Source organism: Bacteroides salyersiae (assembly GCF_031172035.1).
In the GTDB taxonomy this organism is placed as follows: Bacteria; Bacteroidota; Bacteroidia; order Bacteroidales; family Bacteroidaceae; genus Bacteroides; species Bacteroides salyersiae.
The window spans coordinates 1,001,483-1,016,588 of record NZ_CP133452.1 but is presented as its reverse complement, the minus strand read 5'-3'; the positions used below and the strand labels follow the sequence as shown (position 1 = coordinate 1,016,588).

The following is a 15,106-nucleotide window of genomic DNA, read 5'->3' as shown; positions in this document are numbered from 1 at the left end:
AGCCGATTAAGATTTGTAGTTACGAGTCTGAACTTTCACGAACTGATAGTTCAAATCTTCTTTGATCAATTCCGGTTCTGAATCTTCACCGGTATATTTCCAGCAAGATACGTAAGAGAAGTTCTTATCGTCACGCAAAGCTTCGCCTTCCGGAGTCTGGTACTCAGTACGGAAGTGACCGCCGCAAGATTCTTCACGGTTCAGAGCATCGCGGGCCATCAACATACCTACTTCGATAAAGTCGATCAGACGGAGAGCCTTTTCAAGTTCTACGTTCAGTTCGTTTACTTCACCCGGGATGCGTACGTTGGTCCAGAAGTCTTTTTTCACTTCTTGGATACCGCTCAAAGCTTTCTGCAAAGATTCTTTGGTACGAGCCATACCTACAAAATCCCACATGATGTGACCCAATTTCTTGTGGATGGAGTCAACAGAGTGTTTACCGTTAACGGCTTTGATTTTCTGAATCTTATCCTTGACAGCTTTTTCGGCTGCTACGAATTCCGGAAGGTCGGTAGAGAAACGCGGAACCTGGATTTGATCGGCCAGATAGTTTTGGATAGTGTATGGCAATACGAAATATCCGTCGGCCAGACCCTGCATCAACGCGGATGCACCCAAACGGTTGGCACCGTGATCGGAGAAGTTGGCTTCGCCGATAGCGAACAGACCCGGAATAGAAGTCATCAATTCATAATCTACCCAAATACCACCCATTGTGTAGTGGATAGCGGGGAATATCATCATCGGAGTTTTATATGGATTCTCGTCGGTGATTTCTTCGTACATATCGAAGAGGTTACCATAACGGGCACGAACCACATCCTCACCCAGACGATCGATGGCATATTTGAAATCAAGGAAAACGGCCAAGCCGGTATTGTTTACACCGAAACCTGCATCGCAACGTTCTTTGGCAGCACGTGATGCCACGTCGCGAGGTACGAGGTTACCGAATGCCGGATAACGACGTTCCAGATAGAAGTCACGATCTTCGTCGGGTATATCATTCGGTTTTTTAGTTCCTGCCTGCAATGCTTTGGCATCTTCGATCTTTTTCGGAACCCAGATACGACCGTCGTTACGGAGAGATTCAGACATCAGCGTCAGCTTAGACTGTTTGTCGCCGTGAACAGGGATACAGGTCGGGTGGATCTGTGCAAAACAAGGATTAGCAAAATAAGCACCCTTTTTGTAGCACTGGATGGCAACAGAACCGTTGGAGCCCATTGCATTGGTTGAAAGGAAGAAAGCATTTCCGTAACCGCCTGTACCGATAACTACGGCATGAGCAGCGAAACGTTCAATTTCCCCGGTTACGAGGTTGCGGGCAATGATACCACGGGCGCGTCCTTCGATTATAACAAGGTCGAGCATTTCATAACGGGTGAACAATTTTACAGTACCTTTCTGTACCTGACGGCTCAATGCTGAATAAGCGCCCAGCAACAACTGCTGTCCGGTCTGGCCACGGGCATAGAATGTACGTGATACCTGCGCACCACCGAAAGAACGGTTGTCGAGCGTACCACCGTAGTCACGGGCAAAAGGAACACCCTGAGCTACACATTGGTCGATGATGGCATTGGATACTTCTGCCAGACGGTAAACGTTGGCTTCGCGTGCACGATAGTCACCACCTTTGATTGTATCGTAGAAAAGACGGTATACAGAGTCGCCGTCATTTTGATAATTCTTAGCTGCGTTGATACCACCTTGTGCTGCGATGGAGTGAGCACGGCGTGGAGAATCCTGGATACAGAAGTTGAATACTCTGAATCCCATTTCACCCAGAGAAGCGGCTGCAGATGCGCCGGCAAGTCCGGTTCCTACAACGATAATGTCGAGACGACGTTTGTTGGCAGGATTAACAAGTTTTTGGTGAGCTTTATAGTTACTCCATTTTTCGGCTAACTGGCCTTCAGGAATTTTAGAATCTATTTGAGTCATAATGCTATTTACGATTTAATCATTTACAATTTTAAAATTTAGCAAGAAGCGCCGCATAACGATTGAACGTAGAATACGACTACTACCAGTGCAAAGCAGATGACAACGATTGTTGAATAGATGTTAGAGATGCATTTCCAACGATTGATCCAAATCTTGTTGTTCCAGCCCAGTGACTGCATAGAACTCCAGAAGCCGTGAGTCAGGTGGAACCAGAGAGCGGCCAGCCAGATAAGATAAAGCACTACGTATACCGGATTAGAGAAAGTGTTGGTGATGTGATAAACACCGTCGGCAGCATAAGTAGTATCTACTACTGCACCCATGTTGTGCATCAATTCGGGGAGCTGCATTTTAGCCCAGAAATTGAACAGGTGAAGACCTAAGCCCAGAACCACGATGATACCTAAAACAAGCATGTTTTGTGAAGCCCATTCCACAGTTTTGGGTTTATCTACTACGGCATAGCGTTCGCTGCCGCGTGCTGCACGATTCTGAATCGTCAGCCAGAAGGCATAGATAATGTGAATCACGAAGAGGGCAGCCAGTCCTAAGGTAGCCACCAACGCGTACCAGTTTGCTCCCAGGAACTCACAAACCAAGTTGTAACCCTCAGCCGAGATGATCGCAACAAGGTTCATCGCCATGTGAAACGTTAGAAACAGGACAAGGGCGATACCTGTAACGCTCATCACCACTTTCCTTCCTACAGATGAATTACTTAACCACATAAATGATTGATTTTAAATTATTTAATTGTTAGAACTATAATTTCTTTTTTACATGCCTATTTCTCTTCGTGCAAAAGTACAGGAAATACATTGATTAACCAAAGAATTAAAGAAATAATTCTTTAATGAAAAGGGGGTATTATTTCTTACTAATATTCTCCCCTTTGGCTGCACGTGATCTCAGAGCACGGGGAGAATCTCCGAAAGAGGCTTTACAGAAATGGGCAAAATGTGACAAGGAGTCGAATCCGTAACGCGTGCTGATGTCGGTAATTCGCTCTTTGGTATGTTGCAGATCGTCAAGAATTCCCTCACGCTTTTTGTCGAGTATCCATTCGTACACCGGTACTCCATACATGTTTCTGAACAGGCGCCGGAAGGTAGTAACGGTATATCCGCCCAAATGGGCGAATTCTTCTACATTCTTTACCTTATTATAATTCTGCATGATGAAGTACTGGAAACTTTCAGTATACGTACTGATGGGATAAAAAAAGTTACTTAGTTGGGGGCGCGGATAGTAGCAGGTAAGAAGGAATACGAGTTCCTGACTTTTAATATCGATAAAAGGTCCGCATGAAATGCCTTCTGTTAAGTATTCTCCCAAGTCCGTTATGAACCGGCTGAGCCGGTAATTCATCACCAAGGGAGTATAGGTCAGCGGGGCTTCGGAAGTATTTAAGATTTCGCGGTAATAACTTTCACAAATTTGTGGCAATTCATTGAACCAGTATACGATGTATTCCACTTCTGTCAGTGCCAGTAATTCGATTTTGGAGCCGATGGCCTGAAGGATAAACTGCCCGTCACGTAAGCTGGTTCCGGGGTATTCCTGGCTATTCACGAGGAGTTCTCCCTTTATCATAAACAGTATGCAGTTTTGTGTGCACTTGTCGGCAGGGAAGTGTTGTCCCCTGGGAAAGTTCCTATAGACAAATGTACCTTGAGCAGCTTTGGGGCATTGTGCACAGTCGGTAAATCTTTTACAATAACTGTTTTTTATCATGAATTAAAGTGAGAAGCTATGGTTGTCAGGCAACAAAGATATGATATTTTTTATGAAAACTCAATATTTTTGCTATATCTTTGTCTTGTCTAATAAATGAAAATGGTGATGAGGAAATTAATGATTGCGTGTGTTGCAGTGTTCTGTACTATGGGAATTCAGGCACAAAACTGGGATATAAATACGTTGCATAAAATTAATAGTATGGACGGGAAATTTGTGCGGAATTATAGTAAAGCATTTTCTCGCTCGGCTCCTTATATTTCGGTGGGAGTGCCTGTCGCTATGGCAATTTATGCCGGTATAGGGAAGGACAAGGAGTTGTTAAAAGATGCCGTATATATTGGTACGAGTGTGGCCGAAGCTGTGGTGCTGACTTATGGCATAAAACACATGATCGGTCGTGAGCGGCCGTATGACCGATATCCCGGGCGGGTATATCCGTATAGTACGGAAAGCAGTCCTTCGTTTCCGTCCGGCCATACGGCGGCAGCTTTTTCGTTGGCTACTTCACTGAGTATTAAATACCCCAAATGGTATGTGATTGCTCCTTCGGCTGTTTGGGCCTGTTCGGTAGGTTTTTCCCGAATGAATGAGGGGGTGCATTATCCTTCGGACGTGATAGCAGGAGCGGCTATCGGCGCAGGTTGTGCAGTCGTTAATATTTATGTCAATCGTTGGTTGAACAGTTGGCTGTTCGGAGAAAAAAAGCAGGTCGCTTTTACCTATTAAAAGCCTGTTTTTAATTTTCACTTATAAATAAAAACGGGGATGTAAATGTGTCAAAACTCCCCTTTTATCGAAATCACCCTCGCTACAACTGCTTGAGCTGCACTCCTAAAGTTTTATGTCCAACTTTTGGGGTGCAGTTCATTTTTAGTTTATGAGAATTTCGACACACCCTCATTTTCTTGGAGGGGGATATGCACCCTTCATTTATTTCAGCATTTGTTCGTACTCCTTTGAACTTAATATTTCCAGTGCCCGTTCTACACTTTTATTTGTTTTATTCATTACTTGGAAATATTCGTTCATATCCCATAGATCGCGGGCAATGAGTGCTTTCAGTTGGGTCTTGATAAGAGGCAGAGCCTTGTTGTATTGCTCTTCGTTGAATTCGATTTTCTCTTGATCTGCCATTTCACGCATCGTTTTCAGCAATTCATCATCTACTTCGAATTTCTCATTGAAAGTTTCAAACTTTTTGTATTTATTCAATAATTCTTTCCGATGCTTTTCGATGTATTTCATGGTCAGTTTGATAATTACCCCTTTGGCCACGAGATTGCGGTGATAATCCGTATACAGAGTGGTATCGATCGGCACAAAATAATCGGGCATGATACCTCCGCCGCCGTAAACGGTACGTCCTAATTTTTTAGTCTGGCATTTTAGTGAATCCGGAAAGTGGATACTGTCTGCATTCATCAACTCACCACGATTGAAACGGTCTATCAAATCCTGATTATATTTCTTTTGATTATTCTCACTGTCACTGTTCCTGCCTGATAATTTGGTATCTGCTGTGCTATCGTAAGGTTTTTGAATGCAACGGCCTGCGGGAGTATAATACCGTGCTATGGTCAATCGGATCATTGAGCCATCGGGCAGGTCGATAGGACGTTGAACCAGTCCTTTTCCGAAAGAGCGTCGTCCTACAACTACACCTCTGTCCCAGTCTTGGATGGCTCCGGTCACAATTTCACTGGCTGAGGCGGAATATTCGTCTACCAGTACGACCAAGCGTCCTTTACGGAAATTTCCTGTACCTTTTGCGAAAAATTCACTGCGCTGTGCCGTTCTTCCTTCTGTGTATACAATCAGCTCTTTTTCCCCGAGGAATTCATTGGCAAGGTCGATAGCTGCGTTCAGATATCCTCCTCCATTACCTTGAAGATCGAGGATAAGGTCTTTCATACCTTTGCTCTGCAACTCTTTCATTGCTTTTAGAAATTCTTCAGCGGTGGTAGCTCCAAAACGGTTGATACGGATATAGCCTGTTTTCGGTTCGATCATATATGCGGCATCCAGACTAAGGATGGGGATTTTGTCGCGTTTCACTGTGAAAAGTAACGGGTCATTTACTTCCCGTCGGAGGATGGTCAGGTTTACTTTAGAACCTTTCGGGCCACGAAGACGGCTCATGATATCTTCCGTACTCATTTTCACTCCGGCAATAGCCGTATCGTTGACTGCTATGATACGGTCTCCGGCGAGAATACCTACTTTCTCGGAAGGTCCGTTACTGACAGGTTGTACGACCAATAGGGTATCTTCAATCATCTGAAACTGAACGCCGATACCTTCAAAATTACCCTGTAAGGGTTCATTCATCTTTTTTACCTCTTCCGCATTCGAATAAGTGGAGTGTGGATCGAGTTGTGCCAGCATTTTGATGATGGCTTCTTCTACCAGTTTATTTTCGTCTACTTTGTCTACATATAAGTTGGCGATAGCGAATTCGGCCATTTGCAGTTTGCGCATGGCAGGAGAACCGAAGTTCTGTGCCTGTGATGTGATAGCCCACAGGCAGGCTAAGAATATATATATTTTTTTCATCATCTTGATTTACTAATCACTAATCATTTATTACTCGTTATTAAATTTCCATCCCTTCCGGAATAAACATACTGATATCTTTATTATAGCCAAGAAGTTCGCGTACGATGGTAGAACTGACGCAAGTGAGTTCCGGCTCGGTGAATAGTAATATGGTTTCGATTCCGGCCAGTTTGCGATTGATGTCTGCAATGGTCTCTTCATATTCGAAATCTTTTACCGTACGTATGCCGCGAACGATAAATTGCGCACCTACTTGCTGGGCGAAGTCGATGGTCAGACAATCATAAGACATTACTTTTATTCGTGGTTCGTTTTGGTAGAATTTCCGGATCATTTCCACACGCTTCTCTATCGGGAAATAAGTGTTTTTGTTTTCGTTGATACCTATTCCGATGATTACCTCATCCATAAAAGTCAGGGTACGGGTTACTACCGAATAATGTCCGATAGTAAACGGGTCGAACGTGCCCGGGAAAATAGCTCTTCTCATTTTTTTGTTTTATGCTATGTCTTCTTCTATAACCAGATTGTCTATAATAAAGTTTTGCCGTTCCATGGTGTTTTTACCCATATAGAATTCGAGTAATTCTTTTACAAGATCGGTTTTACGCAATGACACTTGCTCCAGACGCATGTCTTTCCCTATAAAGTGTTTGAATTCGTCCGGGGAGATTTCTCCTAAACCTTTGAATCGGGTAATTTCCGGATTGGGGCTTAACTCCCTGATTGCTTTCTGGCGTTCTTCGTCACTGTAACAATAAAGGGTCTTTTTCTTGTTGCGTACACGGAACAGAGGTGTTTGCAGGATATAGACGTGCCCTTTTTTAATCAGGTCGGGAAAGAACTGAAGAAAGAAAGTAATAAGCAGCAAACGGATATGCATACCGTCTACATCGGCATCCGTAGCTACGATTACTTTGTTGTAGCGCAATCCTTCAATGCCGTCTTCAATGTTTAATGCAGCTTGAAGCAGGTTGAATTCTTCATTCTCGTATACCACTTTTTTGGTCAGCCCGAATGAATTTAGCGGTTTACCGCGCAGGCTGAATACTGCTTGTGTGTTGACATCGCGGCTTTTGGTAATAGAACCACTGGCAGAGTCTCCCTCGGTGATGAATATACATGAATCTTCTTCGAGTCCTTTACCTTTGGGGTCATTCAGATGAATGCGGCAATCACGGAGTTTTCGATTGTGCAGATTGGCTTTTTTAGCGCGTTCACGTGCTAATTTGGTTACACCGGCAATGGCTTTGCGCTCTTTCTCGGAGTCTTGTATCTTTTGCAGCATGATTTCTGCTACATCACCGTGTTTGTGCAAAAAGTTGTCTACTTCCTGTTTGACAAAATCGCCGACAAATTTGTTTACAGTTATGCCACCGGGTGACATATTGGTAGAACCTAATTTGATTTTTGTCTGGCTTTCGAACATCGGCTCCTCAACGTTGACGGCAATGGCAGCTACCAGCCCGTTACGAATATCGGTATAATCTTGATTTTTATTATAGAATTCTTTGATCGTACGGGCAATGTGTTCTTTGAAAGCACTTTGGTGAGTACCTCCCTGTGTCGTATGCTGTCCATTGACAAATGAATAATATTCTTCGCCATACTGTCCGGTATGTGTAAAGGCGATCTCGATGTCTTCCCCTTTCAGATGTATAATAGGGTAAAGCCCGGTAGCAGTCATGTTGTCATTCAGCAGATCGACTAATCCGTTTCGGGATAAAATTCGTTGTCCGTTATAGATTATTGCAAGGCCGGTATTGAGATAAGTGTAGTTACGCAGCATCGTCTCGATAAACTCAGGACGGAAGCTGTAGTTCAGGAACAGGGTAGCATCCGGTTCGAAGAAAATATATGTTCCGCTTTCTTCTTCCGTATCCAGTGTTTCGTCTGTAAGCAGATTGCCTTTAGAAAAGGTGGCAATGCGGACTTTACCGTCGCGATAGCTACGTACTTCGAAACGGGAGCTCAATGCATTGACGGCTTTTACACCTACACCATTCAGGCCGACACTCTTTTTAAATGCTTTACTGTCATATTTACCACCGGTATTCAAGACACTGACGGCTTCTACCAGCTTTCCCTGTGGGATGCCTCGTCCGTAATCTCGTACACTGACACGCAGATTTTCTTCGACAATGATTTCTATTTTCTTACCGGCTTGCATCTTGAACTCGTCGATACTATTATCTAACACTTCTTTCAAAAGGACATAAATTCCGTCTTCGGAATGTGCACCGTCGCCAAGCTTTCCAATATACATGCCGGGACGTGTACGGACGTGTTCCATGTCGCTCAGATGGCGGATGTTGTCATCTGTGTATTCTACAGGACTGTTGTCTAAAGGTATCAGTTCGCTCTCTTCCATAAACAATAATTTTTTAATGTGCCAATATGCCAATGTGCCGATTGGCTACGCATGCAACTACGCTATGCTAAAGCACCGTTCGGAAACTGGCACGTTGGCATATTGGCACATTGTTCCATTATTCTATCTTTTTTGTAAACGCACGACGACGTTTATGTTGCTCGGTTTTGAAGTATTCCCATTGAGCCTGGACTTTTCCGTTTTCTTCCAGCTCCGGGTTGCTTTCTGCAAATATAAAACCTAATTTTTGATAAACCGGAATTAAATCGGAAAATAACAAAGCGTTAACACCTTTATTCTGGTATTCCGGTTTCACGGCTACAAGCAGCAGATCGAGCATTTTTGCCCGTCGTTTCATGAACAGGGCTTTCAGAAGATAATACCAGCCAAAAGGTAACAGACGCCCATGTGACTTTTGCAGAGCTTCTGATAATGAAGGCATTGAGATACCTACTGCAATCAGTTTGTCATCGGCATCCGTGATAAGGGTTACCATGCGCAGGTCGACGATCGGCAGATACATTTTAACGTACTGGTCTATTTGGCGTTGTGACAGTGGGGAATAACCGTACAACGGACTGTAGGCTTCATTCATTAACTCAAAAATGGCCTGTCCATAGTCTGCGGCAATCTTTTTGGCGGAGGTATATTTCTTTATTTTGAGATTATATTTCCGTTGGATGAGATCGGAGATACGTTTATGCTTTTCCGGTATAGCGTCCGGTATGTAGATTTTATATTCTACCCAGTCAGCATCTTTTTCGTATCCCAACTTCTCCATGTGTTGGGGATAATAAGGATAGTTGTAGATTGTCGCCATGGTGCTGAGCTGGTCAAATCCTTCTATCAGCATACCTTCTGCATCGAAGTCGGTAAATCCCAATGGGCCTTGGATGTCTGTCATGCCTTTGGCTTTGCCCCATTCTTCTACGGCTTTCAGCAATGCAGAAGATACTTCTATGTCGTCAATGAAATCTATCCAACCGAAACGTACATCTTTTTTATTCCATTTCTCATTGGCTTTATGGTTGATAATGGCTGCTACACGGCCTACCAGTTCATCATTTTTATAAGCCAGAAAGTATTCGGCCTCACAAAATTCAAATGCAGCGTTTTTCTTTTTGTTGAACGTATTAAGCATATCGTCATAAAGATCGGGAACAGAATAAGGGTTACCCTTATACATCTTGAAATTGAAACGAATAAACTTTTTTAGTTCTTTTCTTCCAGATACTTTTTTGATTGTAATAGCCATAATTTGTATTTATTTGAGTTTGCAAAGATACGTGATAATCTTTAAATTACAACGGGGAAGTGGCAAAAACTACTGTAATCGCCATTCCCCGTTTTGTGTAAATACAAAGTGGTATCTTTTATGATTTGAAAGGTATGTATAATGTTGTATTTATGATAATGAAAGTATCAGTAGCTGTGCCGTAAGTACGCGCAGAAACATGGCCAACGGATATACGGTAGCATAGCCTACGGCGGGAGCGTCGCAAGAAGTCAGGTCATTCGAGTAGGCAAGAGCGGGTGGATTGGTATTGGCTCCGGACAATACTCCGATGAGCGTATAGTAGTTCAATTTACAGCCATAACGTCCGATAAGCCCCGTTATTAATAATGGGATAACAGTGATGATGGCCCCATAACCGATCCAAACATAACCTCCTTCGTTCACAACAGTTTCTATGAATCCCTTACCGGCTCCTAATCCTACACAGGCAAGAAAGAGTGAAATGCCTATTTCTCTAACCATCAGATTGGCACTCATGGTGGTATAAGTAATCATTTTGTATTGTGGGCCGAAACGGCTGATAAGGATCGATACGATGAGCGGGCCTCCCGCAAGTCCCAGCTTGACCGGTTGAGGAATGCCCGGAAACATAAATGGAATACTTCCTAAGATACATCCCAAAGCGATACCTATAAATATCGGAATAAGATTGGGATGGTTCAGTCGTTTCATTGAGTTTCCCAAGACCTTCTCGGCATGTCCTACAGCCAGTTCGCTACCGACTACTGTTACACGGTCGCCCATCTGCAATTGCAGGCTCGGAGCGGCTACAAGGTCTACTCCCGAACGATTGATGCGGGTGATATTTGCGCCGAAATTATTTCGTATTTTCAGTTGTGACAGCGTTTTTCCATTCAGTTCGGGTTTGGTAATCAGGATACGTCTTGAAATCAGATTCTTACTAACCTGTTCCCATTCTACCTCCACTTGTTTACCGAAGAAGACCGTGATAGCCTCAATATCTATCGGATTGGAGATAATTAAAATCTCATCATCCAAATGCAGGATAGTACCCGAGTTAACCAATTCCGTCTCTTTGTTTCCTTCATGATAACGTATACGCGAAATAACAAAATTCCGGTTTACCAACGGGCGTATATCTTTAATTGCCTTTCCGTTTATCGCCTCATTTTTTATAACTAAGGTGACGGGACGTACAGTCAGTTCTTGTAAGTGTCCTAATCCTTTTTCCGCATCGGCCTCTTCTTTGGTCGTATTGATATTTAAAATATACTTCAAGGCAAGTAATGAAAGGATAGCACCCACCACTCCGAGTGGATAGGCTACGGCGTATCCCATTGCTATCTCAGGCGCATCGATACCGTTCAGGTCACTGTTGGCCTGTTGGGCAGCACCCAATCCCGGGGTATTGGTGACGGCACCGGAAAGAATTCCGACCATTGTTGTGATGGGAACGCCTGTGGCGAAGTGTAGGATGATGGTAATAACAACACTCAGAAAGATAGTTGTCATGGCGAGCATGTTCAGTGTAAATCCTCCCTTTTTAAAAGCGGAAAAGAAACCAGGCCCTACCTGTAAACCGATGGAGTAGACAAATAATATCAATCCGAATTCCTTTAGGAAGTGTAGCAGATGTTCGTCTAAGCTCAGGTTGAAATGCCCGAATACGATACCGACGAAAAGTATCCATGTGACACCCAATGAAATTCCGGCTATCTTTATTTTAGCCAGTATGATACCGAAGGCTATAACCAACGATAAAATAAGTACGGAGTGTGCCACTCCACCACCCCAAAGATTGGGGTATCCTTCGAAAAGGTTTCTGAGAAGTTCCATAATATAATAAATTTGTCTTTAATGTATCAACCACAGAACCTCGATTAATTGTATCACAACATAGACATACCCATATTTACAGGTATCTCTTTCGCAGGTTCTTTCATTGGATTCATCTTCTTTCACACTGCTTTCCTAATCCCACGAGTAAAAACAGCCTTTGATGAATGGCAGGTCTTCTGACTGACTCCTTATCTTGAAGCCTTCCCGGTTCTATAAAAAGAACCAGTGGCAAAGGTCTGTTTTCAAGATATTAGCAGAGTTTCACAGCAGCGGGACTGTCCGGGATTTTCACCCGATTCCCTTTTAATCCGAATAGTCGAAATGTCTATCCGCAACCAATTCGGGGCAAAGATAGTCGATTTTATAATTCAATGGGGAAGAAACGAAGAAAAAAGATACGGCTGAATATTTTTTCCTTTTCAAGTTGAATTCTTGATTTAATTTCTAACTTTGTCAGCAATATCGGTTTCTGAAGTAGCTTCAATGCGAACCGGAATTAAAAGGGAATCCTGTGAAAATCAGGGACTATCCCCGTAGCTGTAAGTTTTATCTCTTGCATTTGAAAGAGAAATGTTACAACAATCTTTGCCACTGGTTATTTTTATAGAATCGGGAAGGCGTTGTAATAAAAACAAGTCAGAAGACCTGCCGGTTTCATTACCTCATTCAAGGCTTTCGGGTGAAAGGCGATGGAGTGGATTCTACCGATTTCATTTTATTACTGACCTCCGTGAATTGTCGTATTTGAATAGCTTTATGATGAATTTATTTGTTAAATCTTAATTTATAAGTATGATTAGTTCGGAGATATTCATTATCAAAAGAGATGGGAAAAGAGAAGTGTTTTCTCTTGATAAGATTAAAAATGCGATTGCCAAAGCTTTTTTGTCAGTAGGGAGTTTTGCTACACAGGATGTCATTACCAATGTATTGAGCCGTGTCAGTGTCAGTGATGGAACCAGTGTGGAAGAAATCCAGAATCAGGTGGAAGTAGCTCTGATGGCAGAGCATTATTACAGTGTTGCAAAAGCATATATGCTGTATCGTCAGAAGCATTTGGAAGACCGTGAAGTCAGAGACAAGCTTAGATTCTTGCTTGATTATTGTGACGCTTCCAATCCTGCTACCGGCAGTAAATATGATGCAAATGCAAATGTGGAGAACAAGAACATCGCTACTTTGATAGGTGAATTGCCAAAATCGAATTTTATTCGTTTGAACCGCCGGTTATTGACGGATCGTTTGAAAGATTTGTATGGTAAAGAAGTCTCCGACCGCTATCTTGAACTTTTGAATCATCATTTTATTTATAAGAATGATGAGACTAATCTCGCCAATTACTGTGCAAGTATCACCATGTATCCTTGGTTGATAAACGGCACTGTGGGTGTGGGAGGCAATTCGACGGCTCCGACTAATCTGAAATCTTTCTGTGGAGGATTTGTCAACATGGTATTCATTGTATCCAGTATGTTGAGCGGTGCATGCGCTACTCCGGAGTTTTTAATGTACATGAATTATTTTGTAGGCTTGGAGTATGGACAGGATTACTATAAACACGCTGACAAGGTTGTTGATTTGTCTGCTAAGCAAAGAACGATCGATAAGATTATAACGGATTGTTTTGAACAGATAGTGTATTCTATTAATCAGCCTACGGGTGCACGGAATTTTCAGGCGGTATTTTGGAATGTAGCCTATTATGACAAGTACTATTTCAATAGTCTTTTCGAGCATTTTGTTTTTCCCGATGGAAGTAAACCCGATTGGGATTCTTTGAGTTGGTTGCAAAAGCGCTTTATGAGGTGGTTTAATAAGGAACGCACACGGACCGTTTTGACGTTTCCTGTCGAAACAATGGCATTGCTGACCAAAGATGGTGACGTATTAGATAAAGAATATGGAGATTTCACTGCCGAAATGTATGCCGGAGGGCACTCTTTCTTTACCTATATGAGTGATAATGCCGATTCCCTAAGTAGCTGTTGCCGTTTGCGTAATGAAATACAAGATAATGGTTTCAGTTATACGTTAGGTGCCGGCGGGGTTTCTACCGGTTCGAAGAGTGTATTGACTATTAATCTGAATCGTTGTATCCAGCATGCAGTGAAGTCGGGTATGCTTTATCCTTTCTTTCTGGAAGAGGTCGTCGATTTGGTTCACAAAGTACAACTGGCTTACAATGAGAATCTGAAACAGTTGCAGGCAAAAGGTATGTTACCTTTGTTTGATGCCGGTTATATCAATATGAGTCGTCAATATTTGACTATCGGTGTCAACGGTTTGGTTGAAGCAGCTCAGTTTATGGGAATCGAAATCAATGATAATCCCAAATATGAAGCATTTGTGCAGGAGATTTTGGGTATGATAGAAAAATATAATAAGAAGTATCGTACAAAGGAAGTTTTGTTTAACTGTGAAATGATCCCTGCCGAAAATGTAGGCGTGAAGCATGCCAAGTGGGATAAGGAGGCCGGTTTCCAAACTTTTCGTGAATGCTATAACAGTTATTTCTATATCGTGGAAGATGAGTCATTGAATATTGTCGACAGGTTTCGTCTTCACGGGCATCGCTATATCGAGCATCTTACCGGTGGCTCTGCTTTACATATGAATTTGGAGGAGCATCTTAGTAAAGAACAATATCGGCAATTGTTACGGGTAGCTGCTATAGAAGGTTGTAATTACTTCACATTCAATATTCCGAATACTATTTGCAATAAGTGTAAGCATATCGATAAGAGATATCTACACGAATGTCCTGAATGTCATAGCGAGGACGTAGATTATCTGACTCGTGTTATCGGTTACATGAAACGTGTCAGCAATTTTTCACAAGCCCGGCAGAAGGAGGCTGCTCAAAGATATTATGCTCCGGTACGCTGATTATGATATTGTTTTTCAAGAGATACCGGGTGAGGTTACTTTGGCTATCAATCTTTCTAATTGTCCGAACAGGTGTAAGGGGTGTCATAGTCCTTATCTGATGGATGACATAGGTGAATTCCTAACTGAAGAAAGTCTTTCATGGCTTTTGCAGAAATATGGTAAAGCTGTGACTTGTGTCTGTTTTATGGGTGGGGATGCTTATCCGTTAGAAGTAGAGCGATTGGCACAGTTTCTCTGTTGCCGTCAGTCCATAGCTCCGGTGAAAGTGGGTTGGTATTCCGGAAAGTCGGAGTTACCTGCCGACTTTAATATGAGTTATTTCGAATATATAAAGTTGGGACCTTACGTGGAAGCGTTGGGTGGATTGAAATCTGCAAAAACAAATCAGCGTTTGTATCGTATTGTCAATGGGAAAATGGAAGATATTACTTATCGGTTTTTGTCAAATCAATTGTTTGTTTGAAGGGATTTCCATGATCACTTTTTATATTCTATGATAG

The 15,106-nt window shown here is 42.6% G+C and carries 11 protein-coding genes and 2 riboswitches; of the genes, 3 read left to right on the top strand and 8 right to left on the bottom strand.

Features of this window, described 5'->3' with window-relative positions:
* Positions 1–6 precede the first annotated feature (6 nt).
* The 3 genes from RB604_RS03770 to RB604_RS03760 all read right to left on the bottom strand — a co-directional run bounded on the left by RB604_RS03770 (position 7) and on the right by RB604_RS03760 (position 3,687).
* Positions 7–1,950: a fumarate reductase/succinate dehydrogenase flavoprotein subunit gene (locus RB604_RS03770; protein ID WP_005928252.1), complete on the bottom strand. Its 1,944-nt coding sequence runs from the start codon at positions 1,948–1,950 to the stop codon at positions 7–9.
* Between the two features lie 38 nt (positions 1,951–1,988).
* Positions 1,989–2,681, bottom strand: a complete 693-nt coding sequence (locus RB604_RS03765) for a succinate dehydrogenase/fumarate reductase cytochrome b subunit (protein ID WP_005928255.1) — start codon at positions 2,679–2,681, stop codon at positions 1,989–1,991.
* A gap of 139 nt (positions 2,682–2,820) precedes the next feature.
* On the bottom strand, positions 2,821–3,687 hold the full coding sequence (locus tag RB604_RS03760; RefSeq protein ID WP_005928258.1) for a helix-turn-helix transcriptional regulator: 867 nt from the start codon (positions 3,685–3,687) through the stop codon (positions 2,821–2,823).
* Positions 3,688–3,795: 108 nt separating this feature from the next.
* On the opposite strand from RB604_RS03760, the gene RB604_RS03755 reads away from it, so the two are divergent.
* Positions 3,796–4,419, top strand: a complete 624-nt coding sequence (locus RB604_RS03755) for a phosphatase PAP2 family protein (protein ID WP_021937310.1) — start codon at positions 3,796–3,798, stop codon at positions 4,417–4,419.
* Positions 4,420–4,623: 204 nt separating this feature from the next.
* On the opposite strand, the gene RB604_RS03750 is transcribed toward RB604_RS03755, so the two are convergent.
* From RB604_RS03750 to RB604_RS03730, 5 genes are all read right to left on the bottom strand, one after another.
* Positions 4,624–6,246: a S41 family peptidase gene (locus RB604_RS03750; RefSeq protein WP_007479640.1), complete on the bottom strand. Its 1,623-nt coding sequence runs from the start codon at positions 6,244–6,246 to the stop codon at positions 4,624–4,626.
* Positions 6,247–6,286: 40 nt separating this feature from the next.
* A complete protein-coding gene (gene coaD, locus RB604_RS03745) occupies positions 6,287–6,739 on the bottom strand; it encodes a pantetheine-phosphate adenylyltransferase (RefSeq protein WP_005928267.1) in 453 nt (150 codons plus the stop codon).
* A 9-nt stretch (positions 6,740–6,748) separates the two neighbouring features.
* A complete protein-coding gene (locus RB604_RS03740; RefSeq protein ID WP_021937309.1) occupies positions 6,749–8,620 on the bottom strand; it encodes a DNA topoisomerase IV subunit B in 1,872 nt (623 codons plus the stop codon).
* Between the two features lie 118 nt (positions 8,621–8,738).
* A complete protein-coding gene (locus tag RB604_RS03735; RefSeq protein ID WP_055293869.1) occupies positions 8,739–9,875 on the bottom strand; it encodes a hypothetical protein in 1,137 nt (378 codons plus the stop codon).
* Between the two features lie 150 nt (positions 9,876–10,025).
* Positions 10,026–11,714, bottom strand: coding sequence for a putative transporter (locus RB604_RS03730; RefSeq protein ID WP_005928276.1), 1,689 nt, complete (start codon positions 11,712–11,714; stop codon positions 10,026–10,028).
* Between the two features lie 152 nt (positions 11,715–11,866).
* A riboswitch (cobalamin riboswitch) is annotated at positions 11,867–12,072 on the bottom strand.
* Positions 12,073–12,163: 91 nt separating this feature from the next.
* Positions 12,164–12,384: riboswitch (cobalamin riboswitch) on the top strand.
* A 125-nt stretch (positions 12,385–12,509) separates the two neighbouring features.
* Between RB604_RS03730 and nrdD the strand changes: the two genes are divergently transcribed.
* Positions 12,510–14,603 (top strand): anaerobic ribonucleoside-triphosphate reductase, encoded by a 2,094-nt coding sequence (gene nrdD / locus RB604_RS03725; protein ID WP_021937307.1) that lies wholly within the window; start codon positions 12,510–12,512, stop codon positions 14,601–14,603.
* Complete coding sequence (locus RB604_RS03720; protein WP_055293867.1) at positions 14,587–15,069, top strand: radical SAM family protein; 483 nt, start codon at positions 14,587–14,589, stop codon at positions 15,067–15,069. The genes nrdD and RB604_RS03720 overlap by 17 nt, the downstream gene beginning before the upstream one ends.
* Positions 15,070–15,106: the final 37 nt, after the last annotated feature.

Coding starts and splice junctions, on each gene's coding strand:
- RB604_RS03770 (WP_005928252.1), bottom strand. CDS start 1,950: ATGACTCAAATAGATTCTAAAATTCCTGAAGGCCAGTTAGCCGAAAAA.
- RB604_RS03765 (WP_005928255.1), bottom strand. CDS start 2,681: ATGTGGTTAAGTAATTCATCTGTAGGAAGGAAAGTGGTGATGAGCGTT.
- RB604_RS03760 (WP_005928258.1), bottom strand. CDS start 3,687: ATGATAAAAAACAGTTATTGTAAAAGATTTACCGACTGTGCACAATGC.
- RB604_RS03755 (WP_021937310.1), top strand. CDS start 3,796: ATGAGGAAATTAATGATTGCGTGTGTTGCAGTGTTCTGTACTATGGGA.
- RB604_RS03750 (WP_007479640.1), bottom strand. CDS start 6,246: ATGAAAAAAATATATATATTCTTAGCCTGCCTGTGGGCTATCACATCA.
- coaD (WP_005928267.1), bottom strand. CDS start 6,739: ATGAGAAGAGCTATTTTCCCGGGCACGTTCGACCCGTTTACTATCGGA.
- RB604_RS03740 (WP_021937309.1), bottom strand. CDS start 8,620: ATGGAAGAGAGCGAACTGATACCTTTAGACAACAGTCCTGTAGAATAC.
- RB604_RS03735 (WP_055293869.1), bottom strand. CDS start 9,875: ATGGCTATTACAATCAAAAAAGTATCTGGAAGAAAAGAACTAAAAAAG.
- RB604_RS03730 (WP_005928276.1), bottom strand. CDS start 11,714: ATGGAACTTCTCAGAAACCTTTTCGAAGGATACCCCAATCTTTGGGGT.
- nrdD (WP_021937307.1), top strand. CDS start 12,510: ATGATTAGTTCGGAGATATTCATTATCAAAAGAGATGGGAAAAGAGAA.
- RB604_RS03720 (WP_055293867.1), top strand. CDS start 14,587: ATGCTCCGGTACGCTGATTATGATATTGTTTTTCAAGAGATACCGGGT.